Source organism: Ruegeria sp. CK1, from assembly GCF_056536545.1.
The window spans coordinates 177,757-201,933 of sequence record NZ_JBQFPX010000001.1 but is presented as its reverse complement, the minus strand read 5'-3'; the positions used below and the strand labels follow the sequence as shown (position 1 = coordinate 201,933).

Below are 24,177 nucleotides of genomic sequence, written 5' to 3'. Positions count from 1 at the left end.
GACGGCGAAACGCTCGGACAGTGCAGCAATGACGTTGCCTGTGAACGCGCTACGTGAAATTGAAGATATTCCTGACGTCGGCATTGAAATGCCCGATGGTTGCCGCTTGTCCGCTCGGGTCTGGCGACCAATTGATGCGGCGGAGGATCCCGTCCCTGCTATTTTGGAATTTCTTCCCTATCGCAAACGCGATGGCACATCTGTCCGAGACGCTTTGACCCACCCTTGGTTTGCGCAACGCGGCTATGCCTGCATCCGGGTGGATATGCGCGGCAACGGCGATAGCGAAGGGTTGATGGAGGACGAATATTCCCAGCAGGAACTAGACGATGCCGTCGCAGCCATCCAATGGTTAGCCAGCCAACCATGGTGTACCGGCGCTGTCGGGATGATGGGGATCAGCTGGGGTGGGTTCAACTCGCTTCAGGTCGCGGCGTTGCAGCCTGAACCACTCAAAGCAATCATCACCCTGTGTTCGACAGCTGACCGTTATGCCGATGACATCCACTACAAAGGCGGCTGCTTGCTGAATGAGAACCTAGGCTGGGGCGCCACCATGTGGTCTTATTCCTCCCGACCGCCGGACCCAAGTCTGCGGCCGAACTGGCGCGAATTGTGGCTGGAACGGTTAGAGAAAGAACCATTCCTACCTTCAGTTTGGCTACGCCATCAGCGACGCGACGACTATTGGCGCCACGGCTCTGTCTGTGAAGATTTCGGGGCCATCCGAGCAGCAACATTGGCAGTAGGTGGTTGGGGCGATGCGTATAAAAACACAGTTCCGCTGCTGGTTGAACAGCTGGACGCACCGGTTAAAGGTATCGTCGGCCCATGGGTTCATAAATATCCTCATTTCGCGGTTCCTGAACCTCGGATCGGATTCCTGCAAGAAGCGCTGCGTTGGTGGGACTACTGGCTGAAAGGTATCGACACAGGTGTCGTCTCTGATCCGGACTACCGCGCTTTTTTGATGGACGGCGTACGTCCGCAACGCTGGTACAGTGAGCGGCGGGGGCGTTGGATTGCCGAAGAAAAAGGCGCGACGTCTCACTTAGCGAACGTTTCGCTAAGGTTATCGAGCCAAGGCTTGGGACAGGATGGAGCCTTGGACCAGAAGCTGCGTTCGCCCCAGACCTGCGGCTTGGAGGCTGGCGAATACTGCGCCATTTGGCTTGGGCCGGACATGCCCGGAGACCAGCGCGCAGATGACGCCCTGTCAGCCAGTTTCGATGGCGCGCCCTTGGCTGAGGATTTGGATATCGTCGGCGCGCCGCGTATTCGTCTGCGCCTGAGTTCCGATCGCCCGCAAGCACAGATCGCTGTGCGTTTGAACCACCTACAACCGGACGGTGCGTCAACTCGCATTACCTATGGCGTGCTGAACCTGTCTCATAGAGAAAGCCATGCTGAACCCGAACCATTGCAGCCCGGCGCCATCTATGAGGTCACTCTGGATCTGGATCACATCGCCTATCGCGTCCCGAAGGGACATCGCCTGAGGGTCGCGATCTCAAGCGCTTATTGGCCGCTGATCTGGCCTTCGCCTGAAAGCGCCGAACTGCATCTGACTGGGGGGGAAATCTTCTTGCCCCAGCGCCCTGCGATCAAGGACGAATACACGTTCCCGCCGCCAGAGTCAGCCCAGCCCTTGAGGCAGACGGTTCTGCGCGAATCGAGCAATTCACGTCGAGTGGAAACAGATATGAACTCAGGCGAAACCCACCTGATCATCGAGGACGATTTTGGCCTCTTCGCAAATGAAGATCACGGTCTGTCCCATGGCGGCACAGCATTTGAGCGCTGGACGATCCACCCAGACGACCCGCTTTCGGCACGGGGCTACTGTAGCTGGACGCAGGAAATCAGCAGGGACGGCATTAATCTACGCACCGAAACGTCTTGCGAAATGTGGGCAGACAAATCGACCTTTTACCTTAGGGCAAAATTGAATGCCTATGAGGGCGAAAACTTGGTATCAACGAAGGAGCTGGAGGATTCCATACCACGTGATCAAATGTGATTTCCTGACCCAATTGGGCGAGACATTTGTCCTTGCCCGCTCGACCGAAATGCGCCTACTTTGACTCACGCGTCAATAAAAAGCTCATCAAGGGCTGATGATACACTCAACTGGGAGAAAAAAATGAACGAACAACTCACGCACATGACCAAAGAGGTCACGGCGGGTAAGCTGACTCGCCGCGAGTTCATGGGAAAAGCAGCGGCACTGGGTGTGTCGGCAGCATTGGCCAGCACGATGTTTGCCGATGCCGCGCGCGCCGCTGGTCCCAAAAAAGGCGGCGATCTAAAATTCGGTTTGCAGGGCGGCGAGTCCACCAACTCTCTGGACCCAGCGACTTATGCTAGCTCGGTTCCCTTCCAGAACGGTAAGCAGTTTGGCGACCAACTGGTTGAGGTTGCCCCTGACGGTTCGATCGAGCCGCGTTTGGCCGAAAGCGTCGAAGGTAGCGCGGACGCCAAGGTTTGGACGTTCAAGCTGCGTCAGGGCGTGGAATTCCACAACGGCAAAACCATGACCAGTGAAGACGTTCTGAAGACCATGGAACGCCACTCAAACGAAGACTCGAAGTCTGGTGCTCTGGGCATCATGAAGGGCATCGAGTCGATGAAGGCCGATGGTGACAATTTCCAGGTTACACTGACCGAGCCGAACGCTGACCTGCCATATCTGATGGCCGACTATCACCTGATCATTCAGCCCGATGGCGGCATGGAAAACCCTGGCGCAGGCATCGGAACGGGTCCCTACAAAGTAGAAGTGGATGAGCCCGGTGTGCGCCACCTCTACACGAAGTTTGAAAACCACTGGAACCCCGATTTCGGCAACTTCGACAGCGTTGAGGTCGTCGTCATCAACGATGCGACTGCCCGCACAGCAGCACTGCAGTCGGGTCAGGTCCATGCGATCAACAGGGTGGAACCAAAAGTCGCTGATCTGCTTGGTCGCGCACCAAACCTGACAGTGCACTCGACAGCTGGTCGCGGTCACTATGTATTCATCATGCACTGTGACACCGCACCGTTTGACCAAAACGAACTGCGTCTGGCCCTGAAGCACGCCATCAACCGTCAGGACCTGGTCGACAAAGTTCTGCGCGGCTACGGCACCGTCGGGAACGACATGCCAGTCAACGCAGCATACCCGCTGTTTGATGGTTCGATCCCACAGCGAGAGTTCAGCGTTGAGAAAGCAGCCGAGCACTACAAAAAGTCGGGCCATGACGGTTCGCCGATTATCCTACGCGTTGCAGATGGCGCCTTCCCGGGTGCTGTTGATGCTGCGGCCCTGTTCCAGCAAACTGCTGCTCAGGCTGGTATTCCGCTGGAAATCAAGCGTGAACCCAACGACGGTTATTGGTCCGAAGTCTGGAACGTTCAACCCTTCTGCGCGTCCTACTGGGGCGGCCGTCCCGTGCAGGACCAGATGTACTCGACCGCGTATCTGTCGACTGCAGATTGGAACGACACTCGCTTCAAGGTGCCGGCGTTCGACGAAATGCTGTTCCAGGCGCGTGCCGAATTGGACAACGACAAGCGCAAGGACATCTATAGCAAGATGGGCATGATGGTCCGCGACGAGGGTGGCCTGATCTGCCCAATGTTCAACGACTTTGTCGAAGGCGTCAGCAATCAGCTGGAAGGTTGGGAAAGCGATCCAACCCAAGAGATGATGAATGGCAACATGTCCCGCAAGATGTGGTTCTCCTGATAGGGCGCACGGTTAATGCATCCTATCATCAAACTGGTTTCCCAGCGCCTTGCGCTGGGACTCCTGCTTCTCTTCGGTGCATCGGCTCTGATTTTCGGCCTCACCGAAGCCCTGCCGGGGGACGCTGCGCAAGCTGTCCTTGGCCAATCCGCAACCCCCGAGGCGCTGGCAAACCTGCGCGAGGAAATGGGCCTCAACCGTCCCGCCTTAACCCGCTACTTCGAATGGCTAGGCGGCATTGTGCAGGGCGATCTGGGTCAATCCCTGACCAACAAGCTCGACATCGCCGACTCTATCGGCAACCGTCTGGGCAATACTTTGTTCTTGGCCTTTTGGGCCGCTGTCATTTCGGTGCCTCTGGCCATCTTTCTCGGCCTGCTCGCAGTCCGCTATCGTAATCGTTGGCCAGACAAGCTGATCTCAGCCGTTACTCTGACGACCATCTCTATCCCCGAATTTCTGATCGGCTATGTTCTGGTCTATTTCGTCGCTGTTAAACTGGGCATGTTCTCGCCGCTGGCGATGATCAATGACAGCATGAGCTTTGGACAAAAGCTGAATGCGATTGCTCTGCCTGTTATTGTACTTACTCTTGTCGTTCTGGCCCACATGATGCGCATGACCCGGGCCGCCATCCTGAACGTGATGCAGTCGGCATATGTGGAAACGGCTGAATTGAAAGGCCTGAGCAACTTCCAGGTCATCTACCGCCATGCCTTTCCAAACGCGGTCGCACCTATCGTCAACGTGGTGATGCTGAACCTGGCCTACCTGGTCGTCGGCGTCGTCGTGGTTGAGGTGGTGTTCGTTTATCCCGGCATGGGACAGTACCTGGTGGACCACGTGACCAAGCGTGACGTGCCGGTGGTTCTGGCCTGCGGCGTGATCTTCGCTGCCATCTACATCGGACTGAACATGATTGCAGACATCGTTGCCATTCTGGCCAACCCAAGGCTGAGGCATCCGAAATGAAGAATATCCCAATCTCTGCAATGATCGGGCTGGCCTTTACAGCCCTGTACTTCGTGATCGCGATTTTCGCGCCTCTGCTGGCCCCCTATGGCATGGCCGAAGTCGTTGGCGATGTGTGGGAACCATCCAGTTCGCAATTCTGGCTGGGCACCGACAACATCGGACGCGACCTGCTTAGCCGCATGATTTATGGCGGGCGCACAACAATCTTCATCGCGACCGCCGCGACGATCCTCAGTTTTGTGACGGGTTCGATTCTTGGCTTTCTGGCAGCTGTGTTGGGTGGCTGGGCCGATCAGGTCATGTCGCGGACAGTTGACCTCATCATGTCTATCCCGACGCTGATCTTTGCACTTGTGGTTCTGGCGATGGTGCCTGTCACCGTACCCGTCCTGATCATCGTCATGGGCTTGTTGGACTCAACCCGCGTCTATCGTCTGGCCCGTGCAGTGGCCGTTGACATCGCCGTGATGGACTATGTCGAAGCCGCGAAGCTGCGGGGCGAAGGGCAAACCTGGATCATCTTCCGTGAGATCCTGCCCAACGCATTGTCACCGCTGGTCGCGGAACTGGGCCTGCGGTTCATTTTCATGGTTCTGTTTGTCTCGACCCTGTCTTTCCTGGGTCTGGGCGTGCAGCCGCCGCTGGCCGACTGGGGTGGCATTGTGAAGGAAAACAAAGACGGTATCGTCTATGGCATCGGTGCGGCGCTTTACCCCGCTGTGGCCATCGCGACGCTGGCTATCTCGGTCAACCTTGTCGCTGACTGGGTCCTGAACCGAACTACATCGCTGAAAGGAGGCCGGGGATGAGTGAACCGCTTCTCAAGGTCCGAGACCTCAAGATTGGCGCGACCGTCTACCCTCCGGGTGAAAAGCCTCATGACATCGAAATCGTGCATGGAGTCAGCTTCGACCTCGCGCCCGGCAAGGTTCTAGGTCTGATTGGTGAATCCGGTGCTGGTAAATCTACCATAGGTCTTGCTTCGATGGCCTATGGCCGGGGCGGTGTGAAGATCACCGGCGGTGAGGTTTGGGTCAACGGACGTGACATATTGAAAACGTCCCACGGCGATATCCGTAAGCTGCGCGGCGGCGAGGTCACTTACGTGTCTCAGTCCGCGGCGGCGTCGTTTAACCCTGCCAAGAAAATCATGGATCAGGTGGTTGAAGCCGCGGTCGAACAGAAGAAGTTCAGCCGCAAAGAAGCCGAGAAACGTGCGCGCGAACTGTTCGCCAAGCTGGGTCTACCCGATCCTGATAATATCGGTGACCGTTATCCGCACCAGGTTTCGGGCGGTCAGTTGCAACGTTGCATGACCGCGTTGGCACTTTGCCCCGAACCCGATCTGGTGGTTTTCGACGAACCGACCACTGCGTTGGACGTGACCACTCAGATCGACGTTCTGATGGCGATTAAAGAGGCCATTGCCGACACTGGCGTTGCAGCCCTCTATATCACTCATGATCTGGCGGTCGTTGCGCAAGTCAGCGACGACATCATGGTGCTGCGGATGGGTAACACGGTCGAGTACGGAAATACCGACCAGATCATCAACAACCCGCAAGAAGAATACACGCAGGCTCTGGTCTCTGTGCGTTCTATTGAGCATGAAGAAAAACAGCCCACACCTGAACCGGTGTTAAGCGTCGACGGCATCACCGCGCGCTACAAGGGGCTGAATTTTGACGTGCTGCACAACGTAAATGTCGAGCTTCATCCGGGGCAGACGCTGGCGGTTGTGGGTGAGTCCGGATCCGGCAAGTCGACGCTGGCCCGGGTAATCACCGGCCTACTGCCTCCACGCGATGGTGAGATCACCTTTGCCGGGCGCAAACTCTCGCCTGATTTGCAAGGCCGCACCCGCGAAGACCTGCGTGAGCTTCAGATGATCTACCAGATGGCGGACGTGGCAATGAACCCACGTCAAACCGTTGGCACGATCATCGGTCGTCCGCTCGAGTTCTACTTCAACATGCGCGGGGCCGAGAAACGCAAACGTATCATCGAGTTGCTGGATGAGATCGAATTGGGTGAGAAGTTCATCGACCGCTATCCGGCAGAACTCTCAGGTGGTCAGAAACAGCGTGTCTGCATCGCGCGGTCGCTGGCGGCAAAGCCCAAAATGATCATCTGCGATGAGGTCACTTCGGCGCTTGACCCTCTGGTGGCGGATGGCATCCTGAAGCTGTTGCTCGATCTTCAGAAGATTGAGGATGTTGCCTATCTGTTCATCACTCACGATCTGGCCACGGTCCGCGCGATCAGCGACAGCATCGCGGTGATGTATCAGGGTCGCGTTGTACGCTATGGCCCGAAATCACAGGTGCTGAGCCCGCCGTTCGACGATTACACCGATCTGCTGCTTAGCTCGGTTCCCGAGATGCATCTGGGCTGGCTGGAAGAAGTTGTCGCCCATCGCAAGATGGAAAGCGCAGGCAACTGATCCACTTCGTGACAGTTTGATGAAAACTTTAAATCCCGGCGCATTGTCTGATGACAGGTGTCGGGATTTTGCTATTTCGGGCGCGAACAGGCGGCCCGTGTGCAGCGAATCTCATAGGGTCGCCTGAAGAATTAAAAGAAAGGGTCTGGGCATGGACCGCAAACTCCTGTTGATCCTTCTGGACGGTGTTCCATGGCGTAATTTCCGTCGCCTATTCGGTAATCTCGAAGGATGGGTCGACAGCGGTGAGGCGCAGGTTTGGAAACTGCGCGCGGTGCTGCCGTCGACCTCGGCCAGTTGCTATGCCTCGATCCATACAGGCGTCACGCCGCAGGAACATGGGTGCACCGGTAATGGCAATGTCTTCCGGCTAAACCATAAGGACGTGTTCAGTCAGGTGCGCGAGGCAGAAGGTGTGACCGGAGCTGTTACCCACAGCTATTGGTCGCAGTTCTTCAACCGTCACCCCTTCGATTACGTCCGTGACATCGAATATGACGAACCAGAAAGCAAGACGATCAACCACGGCCGTTTCCACAGCATGACAGGTTACGGCAAGGCCAATCAAATGACGCCTTCGGATGTTGACCTTTATGCGACGCTTACCAACCTATGTCTGCGCTTTGGGCTGGATTACGGCATACTTCATACCTGCACGCTGGACAGTATGGGCCATCGTTTTTTTCACGATTGCGAGGAGATGGACCACGCCTGTTTCGTCGCGGATGAGATGCTCGCCCCCTTCATTCCCCGATGGCGGCAGTTGGGTTACGAGGTCATTGTCACTGCCGACCACGGTCAGGATGAACGTGGCCATCACGGTGGGCGCGGGCCGTTGCAGCAAGAAACCGCGCTGTATTACTTTGGTGACGCTAAAGGCCCCGAGGCCAACACCGTAATTGATCAGCTGCAACTTGCACCCACAATCCTGAACCGCATGGGCGCCCCATTGGCTGAGACGATGAAAGCAAAACCTTTCCTGACCTAATTAATCGTAGGACCAGATCCCCTGCCCCAATGCCTCAATGGCAACTGAGATCCGCTCGAAACTGGCTGCTGCGCGTTTCACCGATGTTCGCGCGCGCAGATAGCCGTGCACAAGCCCCGGTTCGTTGACCCAATGCGCTTTGCCCCCAGCCTCGGCAATCTTTTCGCAATAGGTCAGGCCATCATCACGTAAAGGGTCGCAATCGGCAGTTACCACTACGGTGGGTGGCAAATTCGAAAAGTTGGCGTCTTGCAGCGGGGCAAATGTCGGGTCGCCTTCGGGCACGTCACCCGCGCAGCGAACGTTTTCGTAGAAGCGAATTTCCTCCAGCGTCAAAAGCGGCGCTTTCGCATGCTCAACGTAGGACCCGACTGATCTATTACCGCCCAGGCCGGGATAAATCAGAACCTGCCCCAACACGTTGTCCAGCCGTCCGCGTGCGTGATGCGCCACAGCAGCGGCCAGATTACCGCCAGCGCTGTCACCAGCCAGCACTATAGGATCACCAAATTCCTGCACGGCCCAATTCGCAGCGCCCCAACTGTCCTGGAATTGCGCTGGGTGAACGTGTTCAGGGCAAAGCCGGTAGTCAACAGAAACAACGCGATAACCAGTTTGTGCACAAATCTCGGCGCAGACATCGTCGTGGCTGTCCAACCCGCCGACAACGAACCCACCGCCATGAAAATAGACAACAGTTCGCGTTGGATTGCCGGCCGTATAGATCCGAACAGGTACGCCGTTGGCGGACCTGTCTTGCACGTCCAGTCCTGAAGGGTGACGTTGGCGAAAGTCCTGACACATCTTGTTGTAAACGCGACGCTGATCTTCGATCGACAAGTCAACGGCGTCGTCAGGATAGCTTTCAGCCGTTCGTCTTATGAACGCCCAAGTTTCTTCATCAATCAGACGTTCATAATCCATTTTCCCTCCGCGGTCAGGCAGCCAACTCCCATGGCCGGGTGAACGATCCCAGCACTTTGCTAACATCGTCTTCGGATGCACCGTTCGCGTCAAGCTGTGCGACAAGCCCGCGCTTCTTGTCGTCGATCACAGAGACGACGCGCGCATTTAGACCGGCCTCTTCCAGAGCGCCGTTGTAGACGCGAGTGATCGCCTGTTTGCGCAATTCCGGTTTAAAGACCTTGCCCACTGCCGTTTTGGGCAATTCGTCCAGAATTGTCATATGCTTGGGCTGCGCCGCACGTTCATGGACATGCACTCCGCAATATTCCATCAACTCTTTCTCGGTCACGCTGGCTCCTTCTACCAACTCGACGAAGGCACATGGCACTTCACCCGAATAAGCATCAGGCTGACCGATGGCCCCAGCAAAGGCAACGGCGTCATGACCCAGCAGAGCCTCTTCAATTTCGGCCGGGTCTATGTTGTGACCCCCACGAATGATCAGGTCCTTGGCACGCCCTGTTATCCAAAGGTAACCATCTTCGTCGTACCGACCCAGATCGCCCGTACGCAGATACTTATAGTAGTGATAGAGGTCTATGTTCTTGTCCGCCTCGGTATAGGTGTGACCTGCATAAACACCGGGGTTCGAGATACAAATCTCACCGATCTCATCCGCGCCACATTCCTTGGGTCCATCCGGCCCAGCCTGCAGGATTTTGACGTCCGTGTATGGGAAAGGAATGCCAATCGAGCCGATCTTCTTTTCGCCATCGACCGGGTTACATGACACTAGGCAGGTTGCCTCCGTCAGGCCATAACCTTCGACGATGGTAACGCCGGTTGCTTCCTCAAAGCGGCGGAACAGTTCCACCGGCAATGGGGCCGATCCCGAAAATGCGGTCTTCACACTTGAGATATCGGCGTCAACCGGGCGCTGCATCTTGGCTGCAATCGCAGTTGGGACAGTGATGATGAAGCTGACCTTCCAACGTTCGATCAATTTCCAGAAATTGTCGAATACGCCGTCGCCGCGATATCCGGCAGGTGTTGGAAAGATCACGTGCGCGCCCGAAGACACCGCGGCCATCACGATCACATGCACCGCAAAGACGTGGAACATCGGCAAAGGACACATGATCACGTCTTCTTCGGTGAACAGCAGCGTGTGCCCAAGCCAACCATTGTAAATCAAGCCCGAATATTTGTGCTGTGCCACTTTGGGCATGCCCGTGGTTCCACCGGTGTGGAAGAAACAGGCGACGCGGTCTTCCTTGCTGTCCTCGAAGGTAAGCGTCGTTGGCTGCTTGGCCAACTCTTTGTTAAAGCTCTTGTAGTCCGCATGAGCTAGCTTTTCTTTGTTGCCCATCTTGGGGCGCAAAAACGGTACCAACCAGGATTTCGGCGGCGTCAGATAACGGTTGAGGTCAATCTCAAGAATGGTCTTAACGGTGGGCGCATGACGTACGGCCTCTTCCACCTTTTGTGCCACATCTGCCTTGGGGAACGACTTCAGCGTCACCACGACCTTGGCCTCAGTCTCGCGCAGGATCGCGGCAATCTGCTCTGGCTCCAGCAGAGGATTGATCGGGTTGACGATCCCGGCAACCGCCCCGCCCATCATGGTAATCAGCGTCTCGTTACAGTTGGGCAGCACATAAGCCACCACATCTTTCTCACCGATTCCCAAGGAACGGAACAGGTTTGCGGCTTGATTGACCTTGCCCAGTAATTCGGACCATGTCAGGGTCTCGGCCTTGTCGGTGGGGCCAGAAAAAAGCTGAAAGCTGATCGCATTGCTGTCAGGAAATTTTTTTGCCGTACGCGACAACAGTTGGTGGAATGTGACCGGAACGTCGCGGTCTTCCCACGGCATTTCCTGCTCCATCCTTGCCTTGTCTTCCAAACCCACAAAGGCCATGTGGTTCCTCCCTTATCTCTCCCGTGTCCGGCACGAGTTTTTTTATCCTTCGCCAAGATGGAAGCAAAACTGTGCAGGTTCAAGAAATGCCTTATCTGTGAAGGCGACAAAGGGATAGAATTACGCTGCGGTCCGAACGAAACTGCCCCAGCGTCACGTCATTCGGCAGCCACACCGTCGGTAAACTGAAGGCGGGCCAAACGAGCATACAGCCCATCTTGTGCCACAAGGTCCTCATGGGTGCCTTGCGCCACGATACGACCAGCTTCCATCACAACGATCCGGTCCGCCTTTTTGACGGTCGCTAGCCGGTGCGCCACGATAAGGGTAGTACGACCGGCGCGCATCTTGTCAACGGCCCCCTGCACCGCGCGTTCGCTTTCCGCATCCAGCGCCGAGGTCGCCTCATCCAGCAGCAGAACCGGCGCGTCGCGCAAGATTGCTCGGGCGATTGCGATGCGTTGCTTCTGGCCACCGGACAGCATAACGCCACGCTCGCCTACGAAGCTGTCGTAACCTTCCGGCAGGGCTGAGATGAACTCATGCGCGGCTGCGGCACGGGCGGCAGCCTCAACATCGGCGTCAGTTGCATCAAGACGACCAAATCTGATGTTTTCGCGTGCCGAAGCCGCAAAGATCACCGGGTCTTGCGGCACCAGCGCCACGTGGCGGCGGAACTCGGCCCGGTCGATATCTCGTAGGTCGACGCCATCCAAACTGACCTGCCCCGAGACAGGATCATAGAACCGCTGGATCATCTGGATAACGGTCGTCTTGCCCGCACCAGAAGGACCGACGAATGCCACAGTTTCACCTGGACTGACCTGCAAGTTCATGCTTTCAAGCGCCACAACATCTGGGCGTGAGGGATAGCGGAAGGTCACGTCATCAAAGCGGATTTCACCGCGAACCGGGGATGGTAGTGATTTAGGCGTGACCGGATCAACAACTGTGTCTTGGGCGTTCAGCAACTCGACCAGTCTCTCGGTCGCTCCAGCGGCGCGCTGCAGTTCGCTCCAGATTTCGGACAGGGCCGCCACCGAGCCCGCCATGATGATCGAATAGATAACAAACTGGATTAGAACGCCTTCGGTCATAACACCGTTGCGAACGTCATTTGCACCCATCCACAGCACACCGACAATGCCCGAAAACACAAGGAAAATCACGATAACGGTCAGCACGGCGCGGGTGCGAATGCGGCGCAGCGAGACATCATACGACGTTTCAGTCATATCACCGAACTGCTTGCGACTGGCTTGTTCGTGGGTAAAGGCCTGTACGGTCTGCACCGCGCCCAGCGCTTCACCGGCGTTTCCAGATGAGGCCGCAATCCAATCCTGATTTTCCCTGCTGATCACACGTAGACGGCGACCAAGCACAAGGATCGGCACCACCACCAACGGGATGAGGAGCAGCACCATGCCCGTCAACTTTGCCGAGGTTAGCAGCATCAAAACCAGACCGCCGACAAACAACAGCATGTTGCGCAATGCGATGGACACGGATGAGCCCAAAACCGACTGAATCAACGTCGTGTCAGTGGTGATCCGACTCAGTACCTCTCCGGTCATGATGCGTTCGTAGAACTCGGGGCTCATGCCGATGACACGGTTGAACACAGCCTTACGAATATCCGCCACCACGCGCTCACCCAATCGGGTCACCAGCGCGTAACGCAGACCGGTCCCCACCGCCAATATCGCAGCGATGCCCAGGGCCGCCAGAAAATACCACTCAAGCAAGTCGCCGTCTTCGATGCGAAAGTTGTCAACGACGCGGCGCACTGCCAGCGGCAATGCCAGGGTCATACTGGCAGTCAATACCAACGCAACCGACGCGCCCGTCATCAGCGTCCGATAAGGACGCATAAAGGGCCAAAGCGACCGCAAAACACCAATTTTCTTGGATTTGGCACGTTCTTCGCTAGCACCTGGTGCTGGACTGGCTTGGGCGTTTCTTGCCATGCTTGGCCCTTAGATCCTTTTGTAGTCGAGTGATCGCTTCTTGGCTGCAGCAAACGGCGCGGTCAAGTTGCGCGTCACGAATTGACCACCTGTCAGGGCCATTTGACGCAGAATTTGGGGCTGACTTGGAGCGGGCGGCGGGAATCGAACCCGCTTCATCAGCTTGGAAGGCTGAGGTAATAGCCAGTATACGACGCCCGCTCAGCTCGAGCGGGTGTATTTCATCCCGATTTTGCGGTCAATAGAGGATTTGTTTTTTCTGGTAGCTGACTTTTGTTGACCAAAAAATCTACTGCGGAATTGCAAGTTAGGCTTGGGGTTTAGCCGAAGACTAAGCTGGCAATTGCCTAAGTGCGTCACTCTGCGCCAGTGGCTGATAACTTCCACAAAATCGTCATTGACCATGCTACGGCTGGCCAACAAACGGTGATGAGTAACTAGGATACTAAGAAGATACTGGCTGAATAAGCGCACTAATTGCACGCGTGCACCAAAGTCGTTGCACGAAATGTCCTATCTACCAAGAGAACTTCTGTAATCGTTCGTATAGGTCACCTGAACGAAGGTTGCGGAATGCAAAGATCAAGGGCTCCTGAGTAAAGACAAAGAAATTTGTGATTTGAAGCATCTCACAAGCAATTTCTTCAAGGTTGATCTTGGTTAATCCGCAGTCGGATCCTTCATACCAATCTGTATGTTCAAGGACGACCGCGCCCAGGGCGACTGAACACCGCTCGTTTCGGTCATCACATCTGAACGCACCTGATCAAACATCTTCTCCAAGGATAGGCCAGATTGGCTGATAGCACGCGCAATCGCCGCTGTGTAAGGGCTGTGAGCTCCTGTCCCATCCAGTGCAACATCGCCGGGCCCTGTGGCGTAGGCAATCAAATTGTTCGTACGAGCGGTCATACGCGCAAGCCCATCGCCCACGTCCAGGTTCACGTCCGGTTGGTCACCAAATGGATTGTCGCGGCAGGCGTCCAATATCATCACGCTGACAGCATTTGGTGTATGAATGCGATCTAGGATCCATTCTGCCGAAACAGCTTCGTCCGCAATGTCATCTTCGGACTGAATGGCCACACCCAGCGGAAGTAGGTAGTTAAAACCGTCACTGCGCACACCATGCCCTGCGAAGTAAAACACGGCCAGCGCCTCGGATCCCGCAGCGCGCACTTTGATTGCAAAGGTCTCAACTTCCTGCATCATCTCCGCACGGTTTGTGTCTGTTAGCGTTGTGACCGTAAATCCAACGTCTTGCAGTTCATCGCTCATCAACCGCGCGTCGTTCACAGGATTGTCTAGCGCTGGGACATTTGTGTAGTCAGCGTTCCCTATAACCAAAGCAAACCGTTCATGCGCAGCTGATGCTCCGGCTAGCAGGCTATTGACGATGAAAAATGCAGCAAAAAAACGCGTCAATTGTATCTCCAAGTTTTTTGTGAACTGAATATGCCGCCAAGCGAACTCTTCGCTTTATTTCGTGGCGACTTCATTCATTCAGGAAGGGCAGAAAACCAAGACCGGACACCCAATTCTATAAGCAATCGGTAGTTGATATTCCGAAAGGCTACAATCGCAAAGCGCGCCATGTGAGGTCTTCTTTACACCAATAGTGTTGAAAGCAAGTGGTGCGGCTAATTTAGCGTCAAAATTTCCGAGCGAATCCCCGCTCAACTGACGATCAGAAAACGAAGGTTGCTAGAAAGTAAATGGCGGAAAGAAGTGCTCTAAACTCGCTGGTTCCGGGCTAGATACCGAATTTTTCGCCTGCACAGGCCGCTATCTAGACACTGACTTTGGAGGCTGAATACTCCGCATTTAACTTAACATCTTTTGGCTGGCAGAGCTGCGGGAATTGTGGCGGGCAGGTTTACGCACGATGTGCACATTCTGTCTCAACGTGGAGTGTTTTACGGGGGATGACGAACGGGAAGCCGTTACACTCACCTTCGGTTGGAAGAAAACTGGAGCTAAGACAATTGGCTAGAAATTAAAGAATAGTCAGTTGTATCCGGTGACCGTTGCACGCGGCCGACCCTTCCGCAAAAGCCAATTACGACGGTGGAGAACACTCGTCTGGGAGGATTTTGGACTCGAAAATGTTCGCTCTGGACTGGTTTCCCAACTCGTACACTTATTCGGTTCATCGCCAGACTTAACGTTATTTTCCGTGTATGTGGGGGTACGACTTGTTCGACATGCATTGGCGCACGCACCTCCCAAGTATTCTACCGGCAGAAAAGAGTCACTAGAGGTTCCGGACCTACTGAGGAAGGCACCTCCTTTTTCGGCCAAAATGGCTGCAATTTCGGTCAATTCCATCGATAGCCATCAACTAAACACAATTATAGATTGTATGCGAATTACGCTTGAAGGTCGCATAATACTCTGTTTTTAAAAGTTTTTATTAAAAGTTCACTTCACCCTGACCTCCAAGATGCACCACAATACACACCTATTGGTTGTCATCTGATCAACCGAAACCAAAAAGGCTTTTAACATGCTAAACGCGATGCATCGCCCGACGAACAAGGTTTATGAAAACGTCGAAGGCGCAACTCTCACCGGTGAACCAGGGAGCTACATCTCCAGCGGACACTCCGATGCCTTGGCACTGGACTCCGGCTCAATTTCGTTTGCGTTTACCCCTGCGCACACGACAGGTCGCCAGACATTAGTGTCGAAGAACGGCAGCGGCCATGATGAAGGCGGGCACTTTACCATGTCGCTTGATGGGTCCGAGATACTGCTCAGCATGGAAACAGCGGACAAAACACATATGTTCCGCGTACCAAACGTTCAGATTGAAGAAGGCGAAGAATACCATATCGTAATGTCCTTCGGGGAAGACGGTTTGGAAGTCTGGCTAGACGGCCAAATCGTTGCGGCAGAACCGGAATTCACGCAGGGCATCGAGCTCAACACCCGCGCGTTGGTCTTTGGCGGCTCTAATGCAGATTACGGCCCCGATACGGACGGTGCGAAAGCCTTGTTCGAAGGCGAAATCGCTGAAATCGCGGTTTTTGACAGCCAGTTGACCGAGCACGAAATCCAGTCCGAAGCCCTGAGCATCGTGGAAGAAAAGGCGAGCGAAGCTATCGCGCAAGAGGCCATGAACGACCTCGTGCCAGCCTTTCTACAAGCCCATCACGGCAGTGACACGCTGAAAGAACTAATGTCGGAATATGGCTTCAACCATGACGGCACACCCGCCGAACCGCTGGACGAAATGCAAGCGGGCACTTCAGAAGATGACAACATGGCCGGCGGCAGTTCCGACGACGGTATCTTTGGTGGCGAAGGCGATGACATCATCGACGGCAACGAAGGCGACGATGTCCTGCAAGGCGGCTATGGTAACGACACTCTCATGGGTGGCGCAGGCGATGATATCCTTGATGGCGGCCACGGCGAGGATGTCCTGCGCGGCGGCGACGGCAATGACCTTTTGATTGCACGGTCTGATGGTCGCGAACCATACATCACCTACGATCCTGACCGGGATGAGGGCGATCCTTACAATGAGCTGACAGACGGCAAGCTCTATCCCGATCAGCCCATTCCGGCAGACGATGTGCTGGAAGGCGGGGCCGGAGCCGACACGTTCTATTTCCAGACTCTGATCAACGCCAAAGAACGCTATATTCGCGAGCACACAGGTGCAGACGGCACCATCAACTGGCATGGGGTCGCTGGCGAAAACGACAAGTTGCATGATCACTGGGTCGATGAGATCGGCAACGATGTGATTTTGGATTATAACAAGGCGGAAGGCGACAAGATCGTCATTGATGGCCACACGACAGAGATCTTTGAAATTACCTATGGCGATTCCAATGGCGATGGCGTGCTCGATCACTCCATCATCCACCTGTATTCCGACCAAGGTGCAAATGGCGGCGCGCATAACTACGACAAGCTTGGCACGATCACTGTTTACGGGGACTTGGTGCAGGAAGGCGACATCGACCAGAATGCAGGATCTGCATATGGTATCGTCGACAACATCAAAGACCTGGACGAAGCGATCGCGCCGGTAACGAACGGAGAGGAGAACACCTCGCCCACTCCGGAACCGACCCTCGAAGCGCCAAGCACCGAGACACCAGGTGGCCAGACCGCCGTGTATTTCGTACCCGGCACGATGGAGTTCGACCGCAAGGACGCGCAGGAAGTCAACCTCGGATCGCCCGAGAGCATTGCGCTCGACTCGGCCACACTTGCCTTTGGCTTCAACATTGAGAAAATGAACTGAGTATCCACGCTGGTTTCAAAAGAATCCAATGCGAAGGCGGAAGGCGAGTTCAGCGTGCGAGTCGACCTGAATGGGACCTTCACCATCACGCTTGACGATGGAACAGACTGTCACGTTATCAGGATACCTAATGCCGTTCAGGCCGGCGTCAACTATGAGTTCGCGATGAGCTTTGGTGACCAGGGACTTCAGGTCATGTTGAACGGCGTGGTAATGGCAACTCTGCCAGACGTGACCGTTGGGCTGGGCTCCAACATGGAAGACCTACTGTTGGGCGCGGGTGCCTGGGCAAGCACGCCGGGTACGTCAGATAAAGTCTACGGCTACTTGGATGGCAGCATCACGGACTTCCGCGTGTACGAAGGTCAGCTTTCCTCGGCCGATTTGTACGGAGAGGGGGCAGATGACTCTGTTCTGTCACTGGATGGCGCGCTGGAAGACTACACGATTTCCATGGCAGATGACGGGTCTCTGGATGTATCCCGTGACGATGGCGACGTCGAAATCAGTGACTCGGTCGAGTTTTTGCAATTCGACTCTGGTACCTTCGGCATTGGTCAAATCCTTGTCGGGACAGACGGAGACGATGTCATCCGAGGCTATGACACCGATGATCTGATCCTCGGCGGCATGGGCAATGACCGGCTTGTCGGAAATGACGGGGATGATCATCTGTATGGCCAGGACGGTTCAGACACGCTGATCGGAGGCGATGGCGACGACATGCTGAACGGTGGAAACGGCGATGACAGGTTGTACGGTTATGCCGATGACGACCTGATGATCGGCGGCGCTGGTGACGACGAAATGATGGGCGGAGATGGTGCCGACGTCTTTATCGGCGAGGAAGGTGACGATTTCATCTTTGCCAACAGCCGCAGCGACGCGGGTGAAGAGGCTGTGGACTCGGCCGTCTACCTTGGCAACTTCGATGATTACGAAATCAGCGTAACGTCAGTCTACAATGGGACCCGTGGCGAATACATGACGCAGGTTGTCATCAAAGACGCTGACGACGGTGGTGCGGATGGTGTTAACGAAGGAACTGACACTTTGTTGGACATGGACCTTCTCATCTTCTCAGACCAGACTGTGTCTGTTGACGATCTCTGGCACTAAAAAAATGGCACGGTCCCTCAAAAGGACCGTGCCTCACTGTCTTGCTCAGAACCAAGTTTCATTCTTTTTGGGTTTATTTTCGGTCCACCTAAAACAAACGCCCAATATCGCGTCTTTTGGCGGATGTTCGTGCACCGAAACAAAGGTGATTTACCCTCGATGGCCTCAATAACATCCAGCATCGAGATTTCTTCCGACGTGCGGGCCGCCCGCTCTATACCGTCGCTCAGTTTCAAAGGGTCGCTCCCTCCAATCGATCCTTATTCCTGATAAAAATTTTTGATGATAAGTATTCTCTTCGTTCAATAGAGGAAAACCCGACTGCCGCGCCGATTGCTTTCAATATATTGGTTTCACAAAGTTTATCCGCACACGCACCAATACAACTCTCATACCCTCATTCAAAAAAGGGAAAATAGATGAACTGTTTTTGCGGTTTATTGTTTACCGAGTGAAAAATGAAGCGAGTTGCTTTTGTCTGCCTCGAGCCTTTTAAGTTGCTCGACCTCGTTGGACCGCTGCAGGTGTTCACCGATGCAAACGCGTATCTTCCGGAAGACGAGAAATATGAAACCATAGTCCTCTCTTCCGAGGCTGGCGCAAAGCTCACCGACACTGTTTTGTCGCCGGATACGCAAGCGTTAAAGCAAGCGATTGATGTTCCTTTCGACACGACTTTGATCATCGGGAACGAGAATTCCGGTCTTACTATCGAAGACAGGAAAACCGTCAGTTCGGCCGCCCAAAACTCGAAAAGGGTAGGCTCTGTTTGTATTGGGGCCTTCGCGCTTGCTCGGGTGAACATGTTGAACGGGCTTCGGGCGGTCACGCATTGGAAATACTGTGATCTGTTGGCCCAGTCCTTTCCTGATATAAAAGTTGAGAAAGACCCGATCTACATCCGAGAAGGAGATATTTGGACGTCTGGGGGCGTGACGTCAGCGATCGATATGGCTTTGGCCATGGTCGCAGAAGATCATGGGCGTAAAGTCGCGATTGAGGTCGCACGCGAGATGGTGGTCTACATGATACGCCCAGGTGGGCAAAGCCAATTTTCGACGTCACTCAAAAACCAAATGTCCGAGGCCGATGAGCAATTTCGCGAACTGGCTTCCTGGATTAGAGAAAACGTTACCTTGGATTTATCTGTCGATACTTTGGCAAAGCACTGCAGAATGAGCCCGCGGTCGTTCACGAGAAAATTCCAAGCCTCTTTTCGATGCACGCCCGCTAAGTTTGTAGAGATGTGCAGATTGGAAGCGGCCAAAGACCTTCTTGAGGAAACAGAGATACCAATAAAAGTCATTGCTGCTAAAAGCGGTTTTTTAGAAGCGGAGCGGCTGAGGCGAAGCTTTTACCGAAATCTAGGTATTTCTCCAGTAGACTATCGTAAACGCTTTTCCGTGGTGCAGCACTAGGTGACTGATCCCAACATTTGACGATAAGGAATTAGCGGACGCGTTTTAGGACAAGCCCGTCACGGTAGCACCGAGATAACACAAGCTCTTAGTAGAAATTAAGTGATCGCAGGCTTCAATCGCGGAGCTGAATTAAAAACTTGGCATCAACCAAAAAAGTGCGGAATCGGCAATCCTTTGAGGATCAGAATTTTAGCCCCATAACGACGAGTTCAACTGTCCTGAGTGGAGAAGAAAAGGCATTTATTGTAGTTGTTTAACGGCACACTCCGCTGCAACTGGATTACAACTAGTCGGCATTGCGGCCAAAGGTTTCGCCTGAGATGTGTTCTTCCTCACATTGCTGTAAGCTACTGCCCTGTTGTTCATGCTTGGTCAGCAAGCCACGAGTATGAATCGAGCGCGGCTGAAATTCGGATCATCGACACGTATTGCAAAGGCTGTGCACTGGTTTGTCCAATCAGAGACGCCGGATAGGTCGTTGCAGCAACCAACGCTTCCTGCATTGGCAAACCTACTTGCGTGACCAGATTGTGGATGGCAGTTGTCAGGTCGAGATTGGCGCCAGCAAGCGTTCCGTCTCCAAGCGCTAGGCGTCCGCCTGAACGTGCGATCCGCCGGCCTTCCAGGTCAAATTCTGTCTGATCCGTGCCCGCGACAGCCATAGCATCGCTGACAAGGAAAATTTGTCCCGGCGCGGATTTCGCGGCCCATGCCGCGCGCATTACTTCAGGGAGACTTCAGGGAGGACATGGATGCCATCGGCGATCAGTCCAGCAGACAGGCCAGCATTTGACAGCGCCGCCCCGACCAACCCAGGTTCGCGATTTCCCAACTTACTCATCGCGTTGTACAGATGCGTGACACATCTGGCACCCGCTGCTGCATAACGCTGACATGTCGCGAAATCTGCATCGCTATGACCCGGCTATACCAGGATTCCGGCATGAAACAGAGCCTCTACCTGCTGAACCAAGACGGATTCGGGCACTATGGTCATCATTAGGCACGGCAACTCCTTTGCCGCAAAGAGCAAGGCTTTTATATCGTCGCCATCCATCGGTCGGATCAATGCACCGTCATGCGCGCCTTTGCGCGTTACCCACAGATGTGGCCCTTCCAGATGCAACCCTGCCACGCCCGGAACACCAACGCTAATCGTCGAGCTTGCAACTACTTTCGGGCCTAAAACAACCGGCGCTTAAACTGAATCTGAACGCCATTGCGGAAACAACCTTCGTAGGCAATTATCTTCTCAAATCCGCGCCGTAGAACAACCTTCATAAAGCTGTTACCGACCTGTCACAATGACTCCCTAAATGCCACTCATCGATCATGACAAGACAGCCAGGAGCCATCTATGAAAGACGCTGACCCCACCACCCTTTCCGCCGATGATTGGGACGAGCTGCACTTCCCCCGCCCCGAGGAAAACGACTTTGACCGCGTAGTAGAACGCGCCATCTCACGCCGTGGTTTCCTCGGCGGCGTTTTGGCATATGGCTCGGGTGCTGCGGCCATGGGTGCGGGCCTGATGAATTCGACCGCGGCCCACGCTGTGACCACTTCACGCTTTGCCTTTGCACCGATTGCTGCGCAAACCGACGGCACCGTACACGTACCCGAAGGGTATGAGTGGAAGATGCTGATGCGCTGGGGCGACCCATTGTTTTCCGACGCAGATGGTTATGACGTGACCGATGGTGGACCGCTGGAAAACTCGGATCGCATTTTTGGTGAAAACACCGACGGGATGGAGACGTTCTCGTTCCAAGGCCACGAGTTGATTGCGATCAACCACGAATATCCGAACCGTAAGATCAATATGCCTGCCTCGCAGGAAGGCGTACCGGCCAACGCGGATGACGTTCTGAAACTTCAGAACCTTCAGGGCGTGACCGTTATGGAAATCGCCGAAGGTCCGGAGGGTTGGTCGGTTGTCAAAGACAGCCCATTCAACCGCCGTATCCATCACAACACGCCGATGAAAATCGTTGGCCCTGCAGCCGGTCACGACCTGCTGAAAACTGAAGCCGACCCGACAGGCACTACTTCGTTGGGTACGATGAACAACTGTGGCGCGGGCAAGACCCCTTGGGGCACATACCTGACCTGCGAAGAGAACTTTAACGGTTACTTCGGTTCCAGAGACGAAAACGCCAGCTACGACCAGAAGGTCGCAGACGGCATGACCCGTTATGGCATCAAGGCAGAAAGCTGGAACGGTTACGAGCTGTTCGACCCGCGTTTCGACACCTCAAAAAACCCGAATGAGCCGCATCGTGCGGGATGGATCGTAGAGATTGATCCCACTAAACCAGAGAGCACGCCGGTCAAGCACACAGGTCTGGGCCGCTTCAAACATGAAAACGCCGAGGTCACGCTGGCGGCCGATGGTCGAGTGGTTGTCTATATGGGCGACGACGAGCGCGGAGAATACCTGTACAAATTTGTCTCGAACGGCACCTACAAGCCAGGCGGCGAAACCGAGAACCTGCTGAACGACGGCACGCTATATGTTGCTAAGTTCAACGATGACGCAACTGGTGAGTGGCTGGCCCTAACGCCAGAATCTACAGGTATGGACGATGCCGAGATCCGCATCTTTACCCGCATGGCCGCGTCTGCTGCAGGTGGCACAACCATGGACCGTCCCGAATGGGTCGCATCCAGCCCGGTTGCGGTCGAAGCTTACTGCTGCCTGACCAACAACAAGAACCGTGGGGTCAAGCCGAATGCTGGTGGCGACGACACCTCGGTCAATGGTCCGAACCCGCGTGAGGCCAACAAGTACGGCCAGATCGTGCGCTGGCGTCCGGCGAATGATGATCATGCCGCCAACGCCTTTGACTGGGATCTTTATGTCATGGCAGGCAACCCGACCGTACATTCCGACGACCGCGCCGGTTCTGCGAACGTGAACGGGGGGAACCTGTTCAACTCGCCGGATGGTATGGTCATCGACTCGACCGGTTTGATCTGGATTCAGACCGATGGCGACGACGGCAACGAGGAAGATTTTGCTGGCAACGGCAACAACCAGATGCTGGTTGGCGACCCGATCACCGGCGAGATCGTACGCTTCATGACCGGCCCGAACGGCTGTGAGGTCACTGGTCTGGCTTGGTCTACAGACTTGCGCACCATGTTCGTTGGTATTCAGCACCCGGGCAGCAACTGGCCCGACGGTGGCACGCCTCGTTCCTCGGTGATCGCGATCAAGCGAGCCGACAACGGGCTGGTCGGCTAATCCCTACGAAAACAAAAAGCCCCCGAGCCTTACGGTTTCGGGGGCGTTTTTCTTCAGATATCCTGACCCGGTGGCGCAAGCGGCCCACCCGGTTCAAGTAGATAGCGCTCAGACAGCCAGGGATTAAGTTCCAACGCTTCGTTTAAAGCCTCACGAGCTTCTTCCAGCCTTTGTAAACCCAATAGGGTTAGTGCGCGTCCACTTATGGCTGCAACGTGGTTCGGCGACAGTTCAATAGCTTTGTCTAGATCGGGCAGTGCTGCCTCGAAATCCTGCCGCAGGTAGTGCGCGAAAGCTCGTTGGTTATATCCTTCGGCGTACGACGGGCAGTATGCAATCAGCTTGTCAAAGTCTTCAATCGCACCCAGAAGATCCCAGGCGTTGCGGCGCGTCATGCCCCGATCCAACACGGCCTGCGCGCTTTCATCCGGCGCGTCGGTCCAGAATTCCCAAAGCTGATTGGACAACACCCGTGCGGCCTGTTCGTTTTCAGCTTTCTGGATTTGAGCAATGACGCCACTGACATCGGCGCGATGATCTGGTGCGACAGGACAGTTCTCGGCTTGCGCCATGGGCGCGACAAGCAAGAAAGAGGCAAAGGCAAGCTGTTTCATGCACCAATGGTGACGCACGCAGGATATTCGTCAACCCATGCCGTCAACTGCCCCGGACACACCCGTTTCCTTCACAGCTTCCATCGCTACAAAAGTGGATGTGCTGCCTACATGCGGAAGGGACGAAATCTTCTCAGCCAAAACCGCGCGATACTCTGACATCGAACCAGTTCGGATTTTCAGTAGGTAATCGAAATTCGAAGCGATCATATGGGCTTGCTCGATCTCAGCCACTTTGCGCACCGCCGCATTAAACTCGGCCAGGGCCTTCTCACGCGTGTCCGTCAGACGCACTTCGACAAAGGCAACATGATCCAGCCCAAGGCGAATTGGGTCCAATAAGGCGCGGTATCCGGTGATGATCCCTTCGGCCTCAAGCCTTTTCACACGTGCTTGAGTTGGCGACTTTGACAACCCGATACGCCGCGCCAAGTCGGCCACCGAGATGCGACCGTCTGCGGCCAGAATCGTCAGGATCGATCTATCAAACCTATCCAGATCCGGGCGGTTCATTTGCACCCCTTTCCCTCAAAACTTCAGATCATTCGCCCTCTAAAACCACAATTTAAGGCGATTGTCCCGTGA

General features: G+C 54.9%; 18 protein-coding genes and 1 tRNA gene. 10 read left to right on the top strand and 9 right to left on the bottom strand.

The genetic code is table 11. From position 1 onward, the window contains the following. The first annotated feature begins 28 nt into the window (after nt 1–28). The 6 genes from ACR0L3_RS00970 (at nt 29) to ACR0L3_RS00945 (ending at nt 8,136) form a co-directional block, all read left to right on the top strand. Nucleotides 29–2,020 carry a CocE/NonD family hydrolase gene (locus ACR0L3_RS00970; protein ID WP_480742932.1) on the top strand — a complete coding sequence of 664 codons (1,992 nt, stop codon included), beginning with the start codon at nt 29–31 and terminating at the stop codon, nt 2,018–2,020. Between the two features lie 123 nt (nt 2,021–2,143). Continuing rightward, entirely contained in the window at nt 2,144–3,730 is a 1,587-nt protein-coding gene (locus tag ACR0L3_RS00965; protein ID WP_480742930.1) for an ABC transporter substrate-binding protein, read from the top strand. 15 nt (nt 3,731–3,745) lie between these two features. Continuing rightward, a complete protein-coding gene (locus ACR0L3_RS00960; protein WP_480742929.1) occupies nt 3,746–4,702 on the top strand; it encodes an ABC transporter permease in 957 nt (318 codons plus the stop codon). Then, complete coding sequence (locus tag ACR0L3_RS00955) at nt 4,699–5,514, top strand: ABC transporter permease (protein WP_480742928.1); 816 nt, start codon at nt 4,699–4,701, stop codon at nt 5,512–5,514. Before ACR0L3_RS00960 ends, ACR0L3_RS00955 begins: the two co-directional genes overlap by 4 nt. After that, nucleotides 5,511–7,148 carry an ABC transporter ATP-binding protein gene (locus tag ACR0L3_RS00950; RefSeq protein ID WP_480742926.1) on the top strand — a complete coding sequence of 546 codons (1,638 nt, stop codon included), beginning with the start codon at nt 5,511–5,513 and terminating at the stop codon, nt 7,146–7,148. The genes ACR0L3_RS00955 and ACR0L3_RS00950 overlap by 4 nt, the downstream gene beginning before the upstream one ends. 151 nt (nt 7,149–7,299) lie before the next feature. Further along, nucleotides 7,300–8,136, top strand: coding sequence for an alkaline phosphatase family protein (locus ACR0L3_RS00945; protein WP_480742925.1), 837 nt, complete (start codon nt 7,300–7,302; stop codon nt 8,134–8,136). Here ACR0L3_RS00945 and ACR0L3_RS00940 read toward each other — a convergent pair whose 3' ends face one another. The 5 genes from ACR0L3_RS00940 to ACR0L3_RS00920 all read right to left on the bottom strand — a co-directional run bounded on the left by ACR0L3_RS00940 (nt 8,137) and on the right by ACR0L3_RS00920 (nt 14,355). Continuing rightward, a complete protein-coding gene (locus ACR0L3_RS00940; protein WP_480742924.1) occupies nt 8,137–9,060 on the bottom strand; it encodes an alpha/beta hydrolase in 924 nt (307 codons plus the stop codon). Nucleotides 9,061–9,073: 13 nt separating this feature from the next. Then, a complete protein-coding gene (locus ACR0L3_RS00935; RefSeq protein WP_480742922.1) occupies nt 9,074–10,963 on the bottom strand; it encodes an acyl-CoA synthetase in 1,890 nt (629 codons plus the stop codon). A 158-nt stretch (nt 10,964–11,121) separates the two neighbouring features. Next, nucleotides 11,122–12,930 carry an ABC transporter transmembrane domain-containing protein gene (locus ACR0L3_RS00930; protein WP_480742921.1) on the bottom strand — a complete coding sequence of 603 codons (1,809 nt, stop codon included), beginning with the start codon at nt 12,928–12,930 and terminating at the stop codon, nt 11,122–11,124. Nucleotides 12,931–13,056: 126 nt separating this feature from the next. Then, nucleotides 13,057–13,131: transfer RNA gene (locus tag ACR0L3_RS00925), tRNA-Gly, on the bottom strand. A gap of 459 nt (nt 13,132–13,590) precedes the next feature. Next, nucleotides 13,591–14,355 (bottom strand): caspase family protein, encoded by a 765-nt coding sequence (locus tag ACR0L3_RS00920; protein WP_480742920.1) that lies wholly within the window; start codon nt 14,353–14,355, stop codon nt 13,591–13,593. Nucleotides 14,356–15,436: 1,081 nt separating this feature from the next. On the opposite strand from ACR0L3_RS00920, the gene ACR0L3_RS00915 reads away from it, so the two are divergent. The 3 genes from ACR0L3_RS00915 (at nt 15,437) to ACR0L3_RS00905 (ending at nt 19,728) form a co-directional block, all read left to right on the top strand. Further along, a complete protein-coding gene (locus tag ACR0L3_RS00915) occupies nt 15,437–17,191 on the top strand; it encodes a LamG-like jellyroll fold domain-containing protein (protein ID WP_480742919.1) in 1,755 nt (584 codons plus the stop codon). Nucleotides 17,192–17,200: 9 nt separating this feature from the next. Then, on the top strand, nt 17,201–18,310 hold the full coding sequence (locus ACR0L3_RS00910; RefSeq protein ID WP_480744634.1) for a LamG-like jellyroll fold domain-containing protein: 1,110 nt from the start codon (nt 17,201–17,203) through the stop codon (nt 18,308–18,310). Nucleotides 18,311–18,768: 458 nt separating this feature from the next. After that, nucleotides 18,769–19,728: a GlxA family transcriptional regulator gene (locus ACR0L3_RS00905; protein WP_480742918.1), complete on the top strand. Its 960-nt coding sequence runs from the start codon at nt 18,769–18,771 to the stop codon at nt 19,726–19,728. A gap of 365 nt (nt 19,729–20,093) precedes the next feature. Here the strand turns inward: ACR0L3_RS00905 and ACR0L3_RS00900 are convergent, their stop codons facing one another. Then, complete coding sequence (locus tag ACR0L3_RS00900; protein WP_480742916.1) at nt 20,094–20,453, bottom strand: hypothetical protein; 360 nt, start codon at nt 20,451–20,453, stop codon at nt 20,094–20,096. Between the two features lie 203 nt (nt 20,454–20,656). After that, a complete protein-coding gene (locus tag ACR0L3_RS00895; protein WP_480742914.1) occupies nt 20,657–20,866 on the bottom strand; it encodes a hypothetical protein in 210 nt (69 codons plus the stop codon). 222 nt (nt 20,867–21,088) lie between these two features. Between ACR0L3_RS00895 and ACR0L3_RS00890 the strand changes: the two genes are divergently transcribed. Then, nucleotides 21,089–22,978: a PhoX family protein gene (locus ACR0L3_RS00890; protein ID WP_480742913.1), complete on the top strand. Its 1,890-nt coding sequence runs from the start codon at nt 21,089–21,091 to the stop codon at nt 22,976–22,978. Nucleotides 22,979–23,031: 53 nt separating this feature from the next. On the opposite strand, the gene ACR0L3_RS00885 is transcribed toward ACR0L3_RS00890, so the two are convergent. Together ACR0L3_RS00885 and ACR0L3_RS00880 are read right to left on the bottom strand one after the other, a co-directional pair. Beyond that, on the bottom strand, nt 23,032–23,592 hold the full coding sequence (locus tag ACR0L3_RS00885; RefSeq protein WP_480742912.1) for a tetratricopeptide repeat protein: 561 nt from the start codon (nt 23,590–23,592) through the stop codon (nt 23,032–23,034). A gap of 30 nt (nt 23,593–23,622) precedes the next feature. Beyond that, a complete protein-coding gene (locus ACR0L3_RS00880) occupies nt 23,623–24,105 on the bottom strand; it encodes an Lrp/AsnC family transcriptional regulator (RefSeq protein ID WP_480742910.1) in 483 nt (160 codons plus the stop codon). Nucleotides 24,106–24,177 lie beyond the last annotated feature (72 nt).